At 73.0% G+C, this 17323-nt stretch carries 17 protein-coding genes; 5 read left to right on the plus strand and 12 right to left on the minus strand.

Features of this window, described 5'->3' with window-relative positions; genetic code table 11:
- Positions 1–20: 20 nt before the first annotated feature.
- Both EAO77_RS22600 and EAO77_RS22605 read right to left on the minus strand, forming a co-directional pair.
- Positions 21–845: an ABC transporter permease gene (locus EAO77_RS22600; RefSeq protein WP_147990134.1), complete on the minus strand. Its 825-nt coding sequence runs from the start codon at positions 843–845 to the stop codon at positions 21–23.
- Positions 842–1849 carry an ATP-binding cassette domain-containing protein gene (locus EAO77_RS22605; RefSeq protein WP_147990135.1) on the minus strand — a complete coding sequence of 336 codons (1008 nt, stop codon included), beginning with the start codon at positions 1847–1849 and terminating at the stop codon, positions 842–844. Before EAO77_RS22605 ends, EAO77_RS22600 begins: the two co-directional genes overlap by 4 nt.
- Before the next feature lie 229 nt (positions 1850–2078).
- On the opposite strand from EAO77_RS22605, the gene EAO77_RS22610 reads away from it, so the two are divergent.
- On the plus strand, positions 2079–2441 hold the full coding sequence (locus EAO77_RS22610) for a cupin domain-containing protein (protein WP_147990136.1): 363 nt from the start codon (positions 2079–2081) through the stop codon (positions 2439–2441).
- An 87-nt stretch (positions 2442–2528) separates the two neighbouring features.
- On the opposite strand, the gene panB is transcribed toward EAO77_RS22610, so the two are convergent.
- Positions 2529–3407: a 3-methyl-2-oxobutanoate hydroxymethyltransferase gene (gene panB / locus EAO77_RS22615; protein WP_147990137.1), complete on the minus strand. Its 879-nt coding sequence runs from the start codon at positions 3405–3407 to the stop codon at positions 2529–2531.
- A gap of 426 nt (positions 3408–3833) precedes the next feature.
- On the opposite strand from panB, the gene EAO77_RS22620 reads away from it, so the two are divergent.
- Together EAO77_RS22620 and EAO77_RS22625 are read left to right on the plus strand one after the other, a co-directional pair.
- Positions 3834–4859, plus strand: a complete 1026-nt coding sequence (locus tag EAO77_RS22620; protein WP_147990138.1) for an endonuclease/exonuclease/phosphatase family protein — start codon at positions 3834–3836, stop codon at positions 4857–4859.
- Positions 4860–5049: 190 nt separating this feature from the next.
- Complete coding sequence (locus tag EAO77_RS22625) at positions 5050–6282, plus strand: MFS transporter (protein WP_147990139.1); 1233 nt, start codon at positions 5050–5052, stop codon at positions 6280–6282.
- Here EAO77_RS22625 and EAO77_RS22630 read toward each other — a convergent pair.
- From EAO77_RS22630 to EAO77_RS22665, 8 genes are all read right to left on the minus strand, one after another.
- Complete coding sequence (locus EAO77_RS22630) at positions 6251–8008, minus strand: NAD+ synthase (RefSeq protein WP_187283366.1); 1758 nt, start codon at positions 8006–8008, stop codon at positions 6251–6253. The two genes, EAO77_RS22625 and EAO77_RS22630, sit on opposite strands and share 32 nt — an antisense overlap.
- A gap of 187 nt (positions 8009–8195) precedes the next feature.
- Positions 8196–8624, minus strand: coding sequence for a CBS domain-containing protein (locus tag EAO77_RS22635; RefSeq protein WP_147990140.1), 429 nt, complete (start codon positions 8622–8624; stop codon positions 8196–8198).
- Between the two features lie 171 nt (positions 8625–8795).
- Positions 8796–9455: a DUF305 domain-containing protein gene (locus tag EAO77_RS22640; RefSeq protein ID WP_147990141.1), complete on the minus strand. Its 660-nt coding sequence runs from the start codon at positions 9453–9455 to the stop codon at positions 8796–8798.
- Between the two features lie 5 nt (positions 9456–9460).
- On the minus strand, positions 9461–10108 hold the full coding sequence (locus EAO77_RS22645; RefSeq protein WP_147990142.1) for a DUF3105 domain-containing protein: 648 nt from the start codon (positions 10106–10108) through the stop codon (positions 9461–9463).
- 76 nt (positions 10109–10184) lie between these two features.
- Positions 10185–10580: a hypothetical protein gene (locus tag EAO77_RS22650; protein ID WP_147990143.1), complete on the minus strand. Its 396-nt coding sequence runs from the start codon at positions 10578–10580 to the stop codon at positions 10185–10187.
- A 382-nt stretch (positions 10581–10962) separates the two neighbouring features.
- A complete protein-coding gene (locus tag EAO77_RS22655) occupies positions 10963–13092 on the minus strand; it encodes an MMPL family transporter (protein ID WP_147990144.1) in 2130 nt (709 codons plus the stop codon).
- 285 nt (positions 13093–13377) lie between these two features.
- Positions 13378–13632 carry a hypothetical protein gene (locus EAO77_RS22660; RefSeq protein ID WP_147990145.1) on the minus strand — a complete coding sequence of 85 codons (255 nt, stop codon included), beginning with the start codon at positions 13630–13632 and terminating at the stop codon, positions 13378–13380.
- Entirely contained in the window at positions 13629–14024 is a 396-nt protein-coding gene (locus EAO77_RS22665; protein WP_147990146.1) for an ArsR/SmtB family transcription factor, read from the minus strand. Before EAO77_RS22665 ends, EAO77_RS22660 begins: the two co-directional genes overlap by 4 nt.
- 233 nt (positions 14025–14257) lie before the next feature.
- On the opposite strand from EAO77_RS22665, the gene EAO77_RS22670 reads away from it, so the two are divergent.
- A complete protein-coding gene (locus tag EAO77_RS22670) occupies positions 14258–15619 on the plus strand; it encodes a glutamine synthetase family protein (RefSeq protein WP_147990147.1) in 1362 nt (453 codons plus the stop codon).
- 340 nt (positions 15620–15959) lie between these two features.
- Positions 15960–16151 carry an antitoxin gene (locus EAO77_RS22680; protein WP_147990148.1) on the plus strand — a complete coding sequence of 64 codons (192 nt, stop codon included), beginning with the start codon at positions 15960–15962 and terminating at the stop codon, positions 16149–16151.
- Between the two features lie 94 nt (positions 16152–16245).
- On the opposite strand, the gene EAO77_RS22685 is transcribed toward EAO77_RS22680, so the two are convergent.
- Positions 16246–17226: a hydroxyacid dehydrogenase gene (locus tag EAO77_RS22685; RefSeq protein WP_147990967.1), complete on the minus strand. Its 981-nt coding sequence runs from the start codon at positions 17224–17226 to the stop codon at positions 16246–16248.
- Positions 17227–17323: the final 97 nt, after the last annotated feature.

The raw sequence follows: 17323 nt of genomic DNA on the forward strand, positions 1-17323 counted from the left end.
CGGCCGGGGCGCCGTGCCGGTCAGGTCTTGCGGCGGAAGCGGGCGACCGCCAGCGGGGCCGTGACGACGGTGATGCCGACGGCCCAGGCCAGGGTCGTCCAGACCGAGTGGGCGACGGGCCCGCCGGACACCAGCGCGCGCGCCGCGTCGGCCAGGTTGGACAGGGGGTTGTAGTCCGTGAACGTCTCCAGCCAGCCCGGCATCGACTCGGTGGGCGTGAAGATCGACGAACCGAACTGCAGGGGCATCAGCACGAGCATCGCCACTCCCTGGACGGACTGGGCGGTCTGCATGGTCAGACCGAGCAGGATGAAGATCCACATCAGTGACGCGCCGAACGTCATGGACAGGGCGACGGCGGCGAGCAGACCGAAGACGGACGTCTCGACCTCCATGCCGAGCAGGAAGCCCATGGCCAGCAGAATCGTGATCGCGATCAGCATCCGGCCGGCCTCGACGACGATCTTGGCGATCAGCACCGACGAGCGGGCGATGGGCATGGTCCGGAACCGGTCCATGACGCCCTTGCGGAAGTCGTCGTTGATGCCGGTCCCGACGGCCATGGCGATGTTCATGCCCATCATGGCCATCAGCCCGGGGACCAGATAGCCGACGTAGGCGTCCTGGTTGCCCTTGCCGGAGATCGCGCCGCCGAAGACGTACACGAACAGCAGCGTGAAGACGACGGGCATCAGCAGGACGTCGAACATCGACTCGGGGTCCTGCTTGATCTGGAGGGCGTTGCGGCGCACGAGCGCGCCGACGTGCCGCAGGTTGGCCCGCGGGCCGATCCGCCCCTCCGATGCGGGCAGGGCGGTGGGGACGGTGGGTGCTGCCGCGCTCATGCCGCGACCTCCTCGGGGATCGTGCCGGTGACGGCGGGGGCGGCCGGCGTGGTGCGCCCGCCGGTGACGGCGAGGAACACCTCGTCCAGGCTGGGCAGTTGGGTGGCGATGTGGGCGATGCCGAAGCCGCGTCCGGCGAGCAGGCCCACCACGGCGGTGAGCTGCTCGTCGGTGAGGACGGGCACATGGAGCTCTCCCTCGTCGGGCACCGCCCGCACACCGCCGATGCCGTCGAGCCCGGCCTCGGTCACCGCCCGTGCCATGGCGGGCAGATGCGCCGGATCGCCGGGCCTGATCAGCAGTGTCCGGCCGCCGACGGTGCCCTTCAGCTCGTCGACCGTCCCGCCGGCGATGACCCGCCCGCGGTCGATGACGGTGAGCTCGTCCGCGAGCTGCTCGGCCTCCTCCATGTACTGGGTGGTGAGCAGCACGGTCGCGCCCTCGGCGACCATGCGCCGGACCTCGCCCCAGACCTCGTTGCGGGTGCGCGGGTCGAGGCCGGTGGTGGGCTCGTCCAGGTACAGCACCGCCGGCCGGCCGATCATCGAGGCGGCCAGGTCGAGCCGGCGCCGCATGCCCCCGGAGTACTGCACGGCCGGACGCCTCGCCGCGTCGGTGAGCGAGAAGCGCTCCAGCAGTTCGTCGGCGCGGGCGCGGGCGTCCTTGCGGGAGAGGTCGAGCAGCCGCCCGATCATGTAGAGGTTCTCCCGGCCGGAGAGCTTCTCGTCGACGGAGGCGTACTGGCCGGTGAGCCCGATCCGGCGGCGGAGCTGCCGCGGCTGGCGCACCACGTCGCAGCCGGCGACGACGGCGTGCCCGGCGTCCGGGACGATCAGGGTGGAGAGGCAGCGTACGAGGGTGGTCTTGCCGGCGCCGTTGGGGCCGAGGACGCCGAGGACGGTGCCCTCGCGGACGTCGAGGTCTACGCCGTCCAGCGCCTTCGTGTCGCCGTAGTGCTTCACGAGGCCCCGGACCTCGACGGCGTGCTTGTCGATGCGTGTCATGGCGACGACGATGCCGGTGCTCGCCGACAGACCGCCGACAGACCGCCGACAGACCGCCGACAGGCCGCCGACGGACGGCCGACAGGCTGTCGGGAGTCTGTCGGGGAGCCGTCGGCGGAGGGCTCCCGCGCGGCCGGGCGCCGGGGCGTGGCCCGCGCCGGGGGCGGGCGGCGGCGTACCGTGGAAGACGGACTCGGGAGCGTCCCCACGGAGCCAGGAGGCGGTTCCCATGGCGGGAATCGTGTGCAGGAATTTCGACAGGGCCGACGAGACCCGGCCGTTCGAGGACGGCAAGGGGAGGCTCGACCTCCTCGACACCCCGCACGGCCCCGTCGGCAGGGCCGTCTTCGAACCGGGCTGGCGCTGGTCCACCCACGTCAAGCCGCTCGCGGGCACCGACAGCTGCATGGCGGCGCACGTCGGTTACATGGTCAGCGGCCGGATGAAGATCGTCATGGACGACGGCGAGACCGACGAGGCGGGCCCCGGCGACTTCATCTCGATCGCCCCCGGGCACGACGCGTGGGTCGTCGGCGACGAGCCCGCCGTCACGCTCGACTGGGTCGGCTTCGGCGAGTACGCGAAGCAGTAGCGCCGGGGCGTGTCGCGCAAGGTCCCGCACACGGCGACAGCCCGCCGACGGGGGACGATCGGCGGGCTGTCGTGGTGCCGGAGATGGTCAGTGGAAGGTGTGCTCCGCCGCCGGGAACGCACCGCCCGCGACGTCCTCGGCGAAGGCCTTGGCCGCGTCGCCGAGGGTCTGGCGCAGGTTCGCGTACTGCTTGGTGAAGCGCGGCACCTTGCCGCCCGTCAGGCCCGCCATGTCCGTCCAGACCAGGACCTGGGCGTCCGTGTGCGGGCCGGCGCCGATGCCGATGGTGGGGATGTGCAGGGACCGGGTGACCTCGGCCGCGACCTCGGCCGGCACGAGCTCCAGCACGACGGCGAACGCGCCCGCGTCCTGGGCGGCCTTGGCGTCGCGCAGCAGCCGGTGGGCGGCCTCGTCGCCGCGCCCCTGGACGCGGTAGCCCATGGTGTTCACCGACTGCGGGGTCAGGCCCAGGTGCGACACGACGGGGATGCCGGATTCGACGATGAGCTCCGTCTGGGCGAGGGAGCGCTCGCCGCCCTCCAGCTTCACCGCGCCGACGCCCGCCTCCTTCACCAGCCGGGTGGCGTTGCGCAGTGCCTGGACGGGGCCCTCCTGGTACGAGCCGAAGGGCAGGTCGCCGACGATCAGGGCGCGCCGGGTGCCGCGTACGACCGCGGCGGACAGGACGGTCATCTCGTCCATCGTCACCGGGACGGTGGTCTCGTAGCCGAGGTGGCAGTTGCCCGCGGAGTCGCCGACGAGCATGACGGGGATGCCGGCCTCGTCGAAGACGGACGCGGTCATCGCGTCGTAGGCGGTCAGCATGGCCCACTTCTCGCCGCGCTCCTTGGCGGCGGCGATGTCGTGGACGGTGATGCGGCGGTTGCGGGCGCTCCCGTAGAGCGACTTGGTGCTGTCGGCGGGAGGCGTGGCGGCGGTGGCGTTCTGCGCAGCCTGAAGCGTCATGGCTGATCGGCTCCTTGTTCGTCATCTCGAGGCGCCCTGACGGCGTCCCCGGACCGACTCCATGGTGGCACTTCGTGCCGTCCTGGCGGAAGGGGGCCCGCCGCGGCGCCGGAACCCCCCGGTAATCCCGCAGGTGACAGCGGTGGCGGTGGTCCGCGGCGGCCCCGCGGGACGGCCCCGAATGTGCGCGTTTCGTCACAGGGGCGGTCCTCGCGGCGCCACCAGGAACCCCGTGCGCCCGCGCTTCGTCATCGCACCAGTACGGCCGTCCCCCGACGCCTGGCGCACGGCGGGGCGGCCACCGGTCTTCGCCCCCGGCGCGCGAGGGTTCTAGGGTCCTGTCAGGGCCCGGTGCCCGAGCCCCGCCCGCGGGACGGCGGACCGGGGTGACAGCACGGCAGTGAGCACGGCAGTGAGGACGGCTTCATGACGCAGGCGTACACGACGGAGACGGGGAACGGCGTGGCGGCCCCGCGGCCGTCCGGCTCCCGGCTGCGGGGCCTGCTCGACCGGTGGCGGGACGACCGGGGCATCTGGCGCCGGGGTGTGCTGCTGGCGCTGTTCGCCGTGGTGATCGCCCTCCTGATGATCCTGCACGCGCAGATCCCGAACCGGATCGGCAACCTCGGCAGTCTCACCGAGACGTTCCTGCCGTGGTCCGGCGTGTTCGTGCCGCTGATCCTGGTGGGCGCGCTGGTGCGCCGGTCCGCCACCGCGCTCGTGGCCGTCCTGCTGCCGCTGGTCGTCTGGCTGAACCTCTTCGGCGGTCTGCTGACCGGCAAGTCCTCCGCGACCGGCGGCGACCTCACGGTCGCCTCGCACAACGTGAACGCGGACAACCCCGACCCGGCCGGCACCGCGCGCGAGGTCGCCGCGTCGGGCGCCGACGTCGTCGCGCTCCAGGAACTGCCCGCCGGGCAGGTCGGCACGTACGAGAAGGCGCTGGCGCAGACGTACCCGTACCACGCGGTCGAGGGCACCGTCGGCCTGTGGAGCAGGTACCCGCTCACCGGCGAGGCCCCGGTGGACATCCGGCTGGGCTGGGTCCGTGCCCTGCGCGCGACGGTCATGGTGCCCGGCAAGCCGGTGGAGGTCTACGTGGCGCACCTGCCGTCGGTGCGGGTGAAGCTGAACGCGGGCTTCACGGCCGGCCAGCGCGACGCGAGCGCGGACGCCCTGGGCGAGGCCATCGCGGGGTCGCGGCACGAGCGGATCGTGCTCCTCGGCGACCTCAACGGCACCATGAACGACCGCTCGCTCAACGCGGTCACCTCGCAGATGCGGTCGACCCAGGGCGCGGCCGGGGACGGCATGGGCTTCAGCTGGCCTGCGGCGTTCCCCATGGCGCGGATCGACCAGATCATGGTCCGCGGCGTCGAGCCGGTCTCCTCGTGGACGCTGCCGCGCACCGACAGCGACCACCTGCCCGTGGCGGCGCGCGTCACCCTGTGACGGGGCGCCGCGGGGCGCTCCGGGCCCGGCGCGGTGTGAGACGTGTCGCACCCGGCGTTCGCAACCCGGTGTTCACCGGCGGGAACGAAACCTCTGCGAGAATTTGTTCCGGACAAGAACTTATGGTGGGGGCCGCTCCCGGGAGCCACCCCGCCGCCCGCCCGGAAACCGCTCGAAAGGTCCCCGCTCCATGCCCATGGCGCTGCTCGCCCTCGCACTCTCCGCCTTCGGCATCGGAACCACCGAGTTCGTCATGATGGGCCTCCTCCCGGAGGTCGCCGGCGATCTGGGCACCTCCGTCCCCACCGCCGGGTACCTGGTGTCCGCCTACGCCCTCGGGGTCGTCGCCGGCGCCCCGCTGCTGACCGCGCTGGGCTCGCGGGTCCCGCGCAAGCGGATGCTGCTGCTCCTCATGGCGCTGTTCACCGTGGGCAACCTCGCCTCCGCCCTCGCGCCCGGATTCGCGACCCTGCTCGCGGGCCGCGTCCTCGCCGGTCTGCCGCACGGCGCGTTCTTCGGCGTGGGCGCCGTCGTCGCGGCCCGGCTGGTCGCCGAGAACCGTCAGGCCAGGGCCGTGGCCACGATGTTCCTCGGACTGACGGTCGCCAACATCGTCGGCGTGCCCGCCGCCACCGCCCTCGGCCAGCACCTCGGCTGGCGTGCCACCTTCCTGGTGGTCACGGCCATCGGCCTGGTCTCCATGGCCGCACTCGCCCGGCTGATCCCCGCCACCCCGCCCGACGCCCACCAGGGCATCGGGCGCGAGATACGCGCCCTGGGCGACCGGCAGGTGCTGCTGGGGCTGCTCACGGCAGTCTTCGGCTTCGCCGGCGTCTTCGCCGTCTACTCCTACCTCGCCTCCATGACGACCGAGGCCATGGGCTTCGGCGAGTCCGCGGTGACCCTGGTCCTCGCCCTGTTCGGGATCGGCATGACCCTCGGCGCGCTCGCCGCGGGACCGCTCACCGACCGGGCGCTGCGGCCGACCCTCTACGGCTCGCTCGCCGCGCTGGCGGTGGTGCTCACCGCGTTCCCGTTCGCCGTGCGGATCCCGTGGCTCGCCCTGGTCACCGTCGTCGTCCTCGGCGCGGTCGGCTTCCTGACCACGACACCGCTCCAGATGCTGGTCATGCGCAAGGCGCAGGACGCGCCGACGCTCGCGTCGGCCTCCAACCACTCGGCCTTCAACCTCGCCAACGCCGGCGGGGCCTGGCTCGGCGGCGTGGCCATCGCGGCGGGCTGGGGCTGGACGTCGCCCGCCTTCGTCGGCGCCGGGCTCACGGCCGTGGGTCTGGCGGTCGCCGTCGTCGCGGGACTGCTGGACCGCGGCCGCACGGCGAAGGGGGCCTCCCGCCTCGTGGCGGGAAGCCCCCTCGGCGCGGAGCGGCCGGTCAGCCCGTCGTCTCGCGCCAGCGGTTCGTGATCGGAAGCCGCCGGTCCTTGCCGAACCCCTTCGCCGAGATCTTGGTGCCCGGCGGGTACTGGCGCCGCTTGTACTCCGCCGTGTCCACCATCCGCAGCGTCCTCGCCACCAGCTCCTCGTCGAAGCCGGCCGCCACGATGGCGTCCTTGCCCTGGTCCCGGTCGACGTACAGCTCCAGGATCCGGTCCAGCACGTCGTAGTCGGGCAGCGAGTCGGTGTCGACCTGGCCGGGGCGCAGCTCGGCGCTCGGCGGCTTGCTGATCGACGCCTCGGGGATCGGCGGGGTCTGCCCCCGCTCCTCGGCGGCCCTGTTCCGCCACCTCGCGAGGCGGAAGACGGTCGTCTTGTAGACGTCCTTGATCGGCCCGTACGCGCCGACCGAGTCGCCGTAGAGGGTCGAGTAGCCGACCGCCAGCTCGGACTTGTTGCCCGGCGCGAGGACGATGTGGCCCTCCTGGTTGGAGACCGCCATCAGCATGGTGCCGCGCAGCCGCGACTGGAGGTTCTCCTCCGCCAGCCCGGTGAGCCCCAGCGAGCCCATGTACGCGTCGAACATCGGCTCGATCGACACGGTGCGGAAGTTGAGCCCGGTGCGGCGGGCCAGTTCGGCCGCGTCGTCCTTGGAGTGGTCCGAGCTGTACTTGGACGGCATGGAGATGCCGTAGACGTTCCGCGCGCCCAGCGCGTCGCAGGCGATGGCGGCGACGAGCGCGGAGTCGATGCCGCCGGAGAGGCCCACCAGCACCGAGCGGAATCCGTTCTTCGCCGCGTAGGCGCGCAGGCCCACCACCAGTGCCGTGTACACCTCCTCGTCGTCGTCGAGCCGGTCGGCGTAGCCGCCGCCGAGCTCCGCCTCGTACGCGGGCAGCGGCTCCTCGGAGAGCACCACGCGGTCGATGCGCAGTCCGTCGTCGACCACGCCGGTGGCCGGTTCGGCGGCCGCGGCGGGCAGCTCCAGATCGAGCACCACGCTGCCCTCGGCGAACTGCGGGGCACGCGCCACGACCTCGCCGTCGGCATCGACCACGATCGAGTCCCCGTCGAAGACGAGCTCGTCCTGGCCGCCGATCATCGCGAGGTACGCCGTGGTGCAGCCGGCCTCCTGGGCCCGCTTGCGCACCAGTTCCAGGCGGGTGTCGTCCTTCTCCCGCTCGTACGGCGAGGCGTTGATCGACACCAGCAGACCGGCGCCGGCACTGCGGGCCGCCGGGACGCGCCCGCCCTCCTGCCACAGGTCCTCGCAGATCGCCAGCGCCACGTCCACGCCGTGGACCCGGATCACCGGGAGCGTGTCGCCGGGGACGAAGTAGCGGAACTCGTCGAAGACGCCGTAGTTGGGCAGGTGGTGCTTGGCGAAGGTCAGCACGACCTCGCCGCCGTGCAGCACGGCAGCCGCGTTGCGCGGCGACCCGGCGGGCTGCCCGTACCGGACGCTGCCGCTCTCCGAGCGGTCCAGGTACCCGACGATCACCGGCAGGCCGCCGAAGCCCTCGTCCGCGAGCCGCCCGGCGAGCGCGCGCAGCGCGGAACGGGAGGCCTCGACGAAGGACGACCGCAGGGCCAGGTCCTCGACGGGGTAGCCGGTCAGCACCATCTCGGGGAACGCGACGAGATGCGCTCCCTGTTCGGCGGCGTGCCGGGTCCAGTGCACGATCGCCTCGGCGTTGCCGGTGAGGTCGCCGACGGTGGAGTCGATCTGATTCAGGGCGAGACGTAGTTGAGGCACGCCGCCCAGTGTAATCGTCTGACTGACGCGATGTCCCGTCCGGGGGCGTGCGCCGTCGCGGCGGGCGGGCCGGTCCCGGGCCGGCGGACCCGGCGCCGGGGCGCGCACGCCGGGCGGACGGGCCGGGGACGAGAGGTCCCGGGCCCGRCCGCCCGGTGCCGGGGTGCGGGTTGCGCGGTGCGGTGGGTCAGCGGGGGCCGCTGTGCGCGTACACCCGCTCCGCCCACTGCGCGATCTGGGGCTCGCTCAGATGCTGCGCGAGGTCCGCCTCGCTGATCATCCCGACGAGCCGCTTGTTCTCGATCACCGGAAGCCGCCGGATCTGGTGGCCCTGCATCTCGCTCAGCACATCGCCCACGTCGGCCCCGGCGTCGATCCACCGCGGGGTGCCCTGCGCCATCTCGCCCGCGGTCACCTGCGACGGGTCGTGCCCCATGGCCACGCAGCCGACGACGATGTCGCGGTCCGTGAGGATGCCGCACAGGCGTTCGTCGGCGTCGGCGATGGGCAGGGCGCCCACGTTCAGCTCGCGCATCAGCTGCGCCGCCCGGTCGAGGGTCTCGTGGGCGGGGATCCACTGGGCCCCCGCGTGCATGATGTCCTTGGCCGTCGTCATGAGGTGTGCCTCCTGGATGCCGTAGGCCCCGAGCCATGCCATTCTCGTTGGGCCGTTCGGCGTACGCGACCGGGGACGCCCCCGGCCCCGGCGGCCCGCCGTACGCGCCCCGCATGCCGACGGCCCGTCCCGCGGGTGCGGGACGGGCCGTCGTGCCGGCCGGGGCCGGTGTCAGACCAGCGGCTGCGCGCCGCGCTTCTTCAGCAGACCGACCATCAGCTCGACCTCCGAGCGCTGGGCGTCCACCATGCCCTGGGCGAGCGAACGCTCGGTGCCGACCTCGCAGAGCCGCACACAGCCCTCGGCCATCGCCACCCCGCCGTTGTGGTGGGTGATCATCAGCTGGAGGTAGTAGATCTCGGCCTCCTTGCCGCTGAGGCCCGCCAGCTTCGCCATCTCGGACCTGGTCGCCATCCCCGGCATCAGCGGACCGTCACCGGCGTCGTCGGCCGCGCCGTGGCCCGCGTGACCGGACGCCGCACCGTCCTCGTGCATCCAGGCCATCGGCTCGCTGCCGGCCACGACCTTCGGCAGGCCCCACAGGTCGAGCCAGCCCAGCATCATGCCGCGCTGGTTGGCCTGGGTGTTGGCGATGTCGTAGGCCAGCCTGCGGACCTCCTCGTCCTCGGTCCGGTCGCGGACCACGAACGACATCTCGACCGCCTGCTGGTGGTGCACCGACATGTCCCGGGCGAAGCCCGCGTCCGCCGACGCGGAGGACGGCGTGCCCGCGGCCGGCGCGCTCCCGCCCGCGGAGGCCACGGTGGCGGCCCCCGCGAACAGCAGCGCGAGCACGACGGCCGTGACGGCGGCCCAGTGCGTGCGGGTCATGCCCGTCACTTGCCGCTCAGTCCGCCGGTGCAGGCGGCGCCGGGCTCCGGCGTCTGCGGGCCCTGCACGTACTTGGTGAAGAACTGGTTCACCCGCGGGTCGTCGGCGGAGTCGACGGTGACCTGCTTGCCCCAGGCGCTGAGCATGATCGCGCCCTTCTGGTCCTTGTAGGGGCTCATCAGGGTGTACGGGGTCTCCTTGACCTTCTCCCCGAGCTTCTTCACCTCGGCCTCGGCGGCCTTGTCGGTGTACGTCACCCAGACCGCGCCGTGCTCCAGGGAGTGGACCGCGTTCACGTCCGGTATCGCCTCGGTGTAGACGTCGCCGTCGCAGTTCATCCACACCTGGTTGTGGTCGCCGCCGACCGGGGGCTTCATCTCGTAGGTCACCGCGGTGTCCACGTGGTTGCGGCCCAGCTTCTCGGCGTCCCAGCTCTGCTCGCCGGTGACGGGCGCCTTCGCCGCCGCGGCCTCCTTGTCCTGCTCGTCCGACTTCTTGTTCAGGACGAACGCGCCGAAGCCGACGAGGGCGGCGACGACGACGGTGCTGACGCTGATGGTGATGATGCGGTTGCGGCGCTCACGGGCCTGTTCGGCCTTGCGCATCTGCTCTACGCGGGCCCGGCGCTCGTTGGTCGTGTTGCGGGAAGCCATGGTGGGGTCGTCCTTCGTGAGGATGGGGGATCTGCGGTGTGCGTCTGTGCGTGTGCCGGGTGGCGTGCGGGCCGTGTCACGTCCGCAGCACTTGAAGGACGTGCAGATCGGGCGCGCGGGGCTGCGCCGCGGAGCGCCGGGGGCCGCCGGGTACGGCGGGCGGCACGGTGTAGGGGGGTTCGGCGCCGGCCTGGAGCGGGGCGTCGATCGGCGGCGCGGTGAGCACGGCCGGGCTCAGCACGGGCAGCAGACCGCAGTCGCCCCGGTCGTACGGGCAGCCGAAGGCGGGCGTCGGGCCGTGTCCCGGGGCGGCGACGCCGAAGACGCCGCGTCCTTCCCCGGCCGGGTGGTGCGCGGGCGCGGGCCCGGCGCCGAGACAGAGGAAGAGCGCGCCGATGAGCGTCGCCACGGAGCTCACCAGAGCCGTGGGACGCACGCCGTGCGAGACGCGGACCCCCCGCGAACCCCTCATGGCCCGAGATCGTAGTGGGCGAGGCGGAAGGCCGGGAGGGCTGGTCCGTACCGGGAGGCGAACCCGCTCTCCGGGAGGGCGGACAAGCAGGGACGAAGCGCCCCAAGGGCCGCCGCGTGCCGCGGGGTTCGGTGGCCGGGGGCTCCGCCTCCCTGCGCACCCCGCGGGGCCGGCTGCCGGATCCCGCCCGGACGGGGGTGCAGCGCGGACCGGGGCCGTCCGCCGGCTCCGGCGCGGGTGCCGGCTCCCGCCGGGAGGGGGGTGCAGCGCGGATCGGGGCCGTCCGCCGGCTCCGGCGCGCGCACCGTGGAAGGGGCCCCGCCGCTTCCTGCGGCGGGGCCCCTTCCACGGTGCGCACGCGAATCCGGTGCCGGGCCCCGGGTCAGGCCGGCTGCGACGCCCGGGCCCGGCCGGACGCCGCCCCCGCGGCCCCGTCCGCCACCGCCCCCGGGGTCCCGCCGCCGGTCCGGAACAGCCGGCCCGGCCACCAGAACCAGCGCCCGAGGTCGAGCGCGAGCGCCGGCACCAGCACCGTGCGGACCAGGAAGGTGTCCAGCAGCACCCCGACGCCCACCAGCACGCCCAGCTGGGCCATCGTCACCAGCGGCAGGACGGCGAACACGGCGAACGTCGCCGCCAGCACCACACCGGCGCTGGTGATCACGCCGCCGGTGGTGGTCAGGCCCTCCAGCACGCCGCGGGCGAGTCCGAGGCGCTGCGACTCCTCACGGACCCGGTGCATCAGGAAGATGTTGTAGTCGATGCCGAGGGCCACCAGGAACACGAAGCCCATCAGCGGGATCGACCAGTCCACCCCCGCGAAGCCGAGGACGTGCTCGAAGAGGAGATGGGAGGCGCCGAGCGCCCCGAAGTAGGAGACCACGACGGTGGCGAGCAGCAGGACCGGCGCGACGACCGCCCGCAGCAGCCCCACCAGCACCAGCAGCACGACCACCAGCACGGCCGGGATGACGGTGCGCAGGTCGCGGTCGGCGGCCCGCTGGGTGTCCAGCGCCTGCGCCGTGGTGCCGCCGACCAGGGCGTCCGCCCCCTCGACCGAGTGGGCCGCGGCGCGCAGCGCGTCCACGGTGTCCTTGGCGGCGTCCGAGTCGGGGGCGTCGGTGAACACGACCCTGAGCGTGGCGAGGCGCCCGTCGCCGGTGCGCTCGCCCGTGTCGACACGGGCGACCCCCTTGACGCCGGCCAGTGCCGAGCCGACGGCGGCGGCCCGGGCCGCGTTCGTCACCACGGTGGCGGGGTCGGACGCGCCGGACGGGTAGTGCGCCGAGACCCGCTCCTGGGCGACGACCGACTCCGGCTTGTCCTGGAACATCTCGGCCTGGGTGAGGCCGAGCGAGATGCCCGTGGCGCTGAGTGCCAGCACACCGGTGACCGCGAGCGACATCAGCCACGACCAGCGCGGACGGCGGGCCACCGCGGCGCCAATGCGCGACCAGACGGTGGCCTGCCTGCGGACGGGCGTGCCGGCGTGCGGGACGAAGGGCCAGAACACCCAGCGTCCGGCGACCACCAGCAGGGCGGGCAGCACGGTGACCATCGCCAGGAAGCCGCACACCACGCCGACCGCGCCGACGAGCCCGAGGGAGCGCGAGGAGTTGATGTCGGCGAGCGACAGGCAGGCCAGGCCCACGGCGATCGTGCCGGCGGAGGCGAGGACGGCCGGGCCCGAGCGGCGCAGCGCCCGCCGCATCGCCGTGTGCCGGTCCTCGTGGCGGTGCAGCTCCTCGCGGTAGCGGGCGATGAGCAGCAGGGCGTAGTCCGTGCCGACACCGAAGACGAGGACCATCAGGATGCCCGCGCTCTGCGGGTCGACCGGCAGCCCGGCGTGCTTCGCCAGCAGATAGGTGCCCACCTGGGTGAGGACGGCGGCGAAGCCGACGGCCAGCAGCGGGAAGAGCCAGAGCACGGGGCTGCGGTAGGTGAGCAGCAGCAGCACGGCGACCACCAGCGCCGTGGCGAGCATCAGCGTGGAGTCGAGCGAGCCGAAGACGGCGACCTGGTCCATCAGGGATCCGGCCGGGCCGCCCACCGCCACGTCGAGACCGGGCGGTGCGTTGGCGGCGGCGATGTCGCGGATCTTCTCGACCCGGTTGCCGAGGTCGTCCCCGAGCGGCACGACCACCATCAGCGCCCTGCCGTCGTCCGACGGCAGCACCGGGGACATCCGCTGCCCCGGGGCGACGTGCTCCGCGAAGGCACGCCGGTCCGCCTCCGCCTCGGCGCGGGCCTCCGCGCCGAGGACGTCGTCGCCGGTGTAGACGGCGACGACGGGCATGACCTCGTCGGTGCGGAACTTCTCCAGCTCGGTGTTGACCAGGGCCGACTCGGCCCCGCGCGGCAGGAACGCGTTGGGCCCGGTGTCCTCGACCTCGCCGAGCTTGCCGGCGAGCGGGCCGAGGGCGACGGCCAGGATCACCCAGCCGACGAGGACCAGCCATTTGGTACGCCGCCCGCCCGGCGCCGAGGCCAGGCGCTTGATCAGCGCTTTCATGAGTAGTCTCCTGTGTGTGGAGTGCGTGGCGCACCGCTGCGCGCCGCGGCGCGACGGTTTGCAGACCTGCCGCGGTGCGGGCGATGTGCCTGGGACGTGATCTCCATGGGTACGGCCGGGAGTTGCAGCTCCTGGCCGTACCGTGTGCCGGGTGCGGTCCGCGCCGGCCGCGGGAGCCGTGGCTCCCCGCCGGGTGGTGCGACGCCGGGGGAGTTGCAGCTCCCCGCCGTGGCGTCCGCCGGTCCGGCCCGCACGCGCGGGCCGTGGTGCGCGGTGCGGGCGCCGTCACTCGATCTCGCGCATCATCCGTTCCATCGAGGTGAGCGAGGACCTGGTCCGGGACAGCTCGTCCAGGGTGCGCCGGTGCAGCTCGGTGCTGTCCTCCAGCAACTGCGCGTACTTCTCCGCGAGTTTGCGGTACTCGGTGTCGCGCGTCGCCAGCGCGCGGGCCCGCCAGGTCGCGGCGACCTGCCAGACGATGACGATGCACAGCAGGAAGGCCCCGGCGGCCCCGACCGCTCCGACCACGTCGCCGCTCATTCCGCCTTCTCCTTCATCGTGTCCTTGTCCTTGTCCTTGTCGCCGCCCGGGCCGCCGGCGTCGTCCGTGAGCGTCCGCGCCGCCCGCGCGACGACCTCCGGGGTCAGCGCGTAGCAGAACGGCGTGAGCTCGAAGTACTTCATCGCCTTGCCGCCGTCGGAGAGCTCCAGCCGGCCGCGGACCAGCCCGGCCGCCTCCAGCCGCTGGAGGTGCATGTGCAGCAGGGGGCGTCCGATGGCCAGCTCGCGGGCGAGCCGGCTCACGTAGTCGCGGCCGTCGAGCAGGGCCGCGACGATCCGCATCCGGTGCGGATTGCCCAGTGCGGTAAGGATCTTCAGCAGTGCGTCGCCCGTGAGCTCCGGGCCCTGTGGCGGGTCCGGGTTCTCGCTCATCGCGTCCCCTTCACTCGGGTGTGTCAGTTCAGGCTGACACACCCGGCGAGCACGTGTCAAAGAAACCTGACACATGTCCGGGTCGAGTGAGGGACCCCTCAGGGTCGTCCCCGGGTGTGCCCTGACACACAATGGGCTGAGCCGCGGTGCGCGCAACGCGCCTGAAACCCGGGAATGGCATCCTCGGGGCGGCAGCACGCGGCGGGACCGGCAACGATGGGTGGAATTCTCGAATGGACAAGCAGCAGGAATTCGTGCTCCGCACGCTCGAAGAGCGCGACATCCGCTTCGTGCGCCTGTGGTTCACCGATGTGCTGGGCTTCCTGAAGTCCGTCGCCGTGGCGCCCGCCGAGCTGGAGCAGGCGTTCGACGAGGGCATCGGCTTCGACGGTTCGGCGATCGAGGGCTTCGCTCGTGTATACGAATCGGACATGATCGCCAAGCCGGATCCGGCCACTTTCCAGATCCTGCCGTGGCGCGCGGAGGCCCCCGGCACGGCCCGGATGTTCTGCGACATCCTCATGCCCGACGGCTCCCCGTCCTTCGCCGACCCGCGCTTCGTGCTCAAGCGGATCCTCGCCAAGACCTCGGACCTGGGCTTCACCTTCTACACCCACCCCGAGATCGAGTTCTTCCTGCTCAAGGACAAGCCCGTCGACGGCAGCCGCCCCACGCCCGCCGACAACTCCGGCTACTTCGACCACACCCCGCAGAACGTGGGCATGGACTTCCGCCGCCAGGCGATCACCATGCTGGAGTCCATGGGCATCTCGGTGGAGTTCAGCCACCACGAGGGCGCGCCGGGTCAGCAGGAGATCGACCTCCGCTACGCCGACGCGCTGTCCACGGCCGACAACATCATGACCTTCCGCCTGGTCATGAAGCAGGTCGCGCTGGAGCAGGGCGTCCAGGCCACCTTCATGCCGAAGCCGTTCTCCGACTACCCCGGCTCGGGCATGCACACCCACCTCTCCCTCTTCGAGGGCGACCGCAACGCGTTCTACGAGTCCGGCTCGGAGTACCAGCTGTCCAAGGTCGGCCGCTCCTTCATCGCCGGCCTGCTGCGCCACGCCGCCGAGATCTCCGCCGTCACCAACCAGTGGGTCAACTCCTACAAGCGCATCTGGGGCGGCTCGACCCGCAGCGCCGGCGCGGGCGGCGAGGCCCCCTCGTACATCTGCTGGGGCCACAACAACCGCTCCGCCCTGATCCGCGTCCCCATGTACAAGCCCGGCAAGACCGGCTCGGCGCGCATCGAGGTCCGCTCCCTGGACTCCGGCTGCAACCCCTACCTCGCCTACGCCGTCCTCCTCGCCGCCGGCCTCAAGGGCATCGAGGAGGGCTACGAACTGCCCGCCGGTGCCGACGACGACGTGTGGGCGCTCTCGGACTCCGAGCGCCGCGCCATGGGCATCACCCCGCTCCCGCAGAACCTCGGCGAGGCGATCGACCTGATGGAGCGCAGCGAGCTCGTCGCCGAGACCCTCGGCGAGCACGTCTTCGACTTCTTCCTCCGCAACAAGAAGCAGGAGTGGGAGGAGTACCGCTCCGAGGTCACCGCCTTCGAGCTCCGCAAGTCGCTGCCGGTGCTGTAGGCGCAGGCCGGCGGGCGGGGCTCCCGCGACGCACGTGAGTTCGGGGCCGACGGTCGGGGACCGTCGGCCCCGAGTCGTCCGCCGCCCCGGCCGCCCCCGGGCCGTCCGCGTCCGGCGCCGCGCGTCGTGGTGCGGGGCGGGAGCCTGCCGGGCGGGGTCCGCGGGCTTCCGGCGACCGGGCGGGGTCCGCGGGCTTCCGGCGACGWGGACCGGCACCGGTCCCGGAGCGTCATCGAGGACAGGTCCGGTCCTCGTCGCGGGTTCCTGCGGATGCGCTTGTCCCGGAGTGCGCCGACCCTGGAGAGGTGACGGGGGACTCTGCGTCGAGGAGGAAAACCCCATGTCCATGATGGACAAGCTCAAGAACATGCTCAAGGGCCACGAGGAGCAGACCGGCAAGGGCGTCGACAAGGCGGGAGACATGGTCGACGGCAGGACCCAGGGCAAGTACTCGGGCCAGGTCGACTCCGCCCAGGACCGGATGAAGCAGCAGTTCGGAGGCGGGGAGCAGGACAAGCCGCCCTCGCAGTGACACCCAGTGACACCCAGTGACACCCACGTACGCGGCCCGGGCCGGGGCGCACTCCCCGGCCCGGGCCGCCGCGTGTCCGGGGTCTCCGGCGGGTTCAGGCCGAGCGCTCCCACTCCTCGGCCGAGACGGGGTGCGCGAACGGCCGCCCGGTCACGTACCGCTCCAGTTCGTCGGCGGCCGCGGCCGCCATGCGGTGGAGTTCGTTGCCCAGGGAGCCGGCGACGTGCGGGGTGAGCAGCACGTTGGGCAGGTCGTAGAGCGGCGAGCCGGGGGGCAGCACCTCGGGCACGGTCACGTCGAGCACCGCGTCAAGACGCCCGGAGACCAGTTCGCCGGTGAGCGCCTCCTGGTCGACCAGCGACCCCCGTGACGTGTTGATCAGCGTGGCCCCGGTCCGCAGCGCCGCCAGCCGCTCCCGGCTCAGCAGATGCCGGGTGGCGGGCAGTTCGGGCGCGTGCACGCTCACCACGTCGCTCCTGGCGCACAGTTCGTCCAGGTCCACGGCGCTCGCGCCGAGCCGTTCGGCCTCGCCCGGCAGCAGGTACGGGTCGTGCACCAGCAGCTCCAGGTCGTGCGGCCGCAGCAGCTCCAGCACCCGGCGGCCGATCCGGGACGCGCCCACGATGCCCACGGTCCTGCGGTAGTTGCCCGCCGTGGCGTACGCGGCCTGCCAGTCGTGCGCGGCCCGGCGGCTCCGGTAGTCGTCGCGGATCCGCAGCAGGTCCTTGCCGGCGAGGAGCACGAAGGCGACCGTGTACTCCGCGACGGGCAGGGCGTTCGCCCACGCCGCCGAGGTGACGGTGATGCCCCGGCGCCAGCAGGCCTCCGTGACGTGGTGCTTGACCGATCCGGCGGCGTGGATCACCGAGCGCAGCCGGGGGGCGCGGTCGAGCACCTCGCCGGTCAGGGGCGGACAGCCCCAGCAGCTGATGAGCACCTCGGCCTCGCGCAGGGCGGCCGCCGAGCGCGGGGCGGTGAAGTCGTCGGCCACCAGGGACGGATCGAGATCGGCGAGGGCGGTCAGCCGGCGCATCGTCGGCCCGTCGATCAGCTTGGCGGCCAGGTCGGCGTGCATGGCGAGCAGCGCCCGTGGCCGCCCGTCCGCCGTCCGGGAGGAGGTGGTCGCGGGGGCGGGCACGAGGTCCGGCTCCGGGACGCGGGCGGTTTCCCGG

Origin of the sequence: Streptomyces sp. T39, from assembly GCF_008042045.1 — a bacterium.
Taxonomy (GTDB): domain Bacteria; phylum Actinomycetota; class Actinomycetes; order Streptomycetales; family Streptomycetaceae; genus Streptomyces.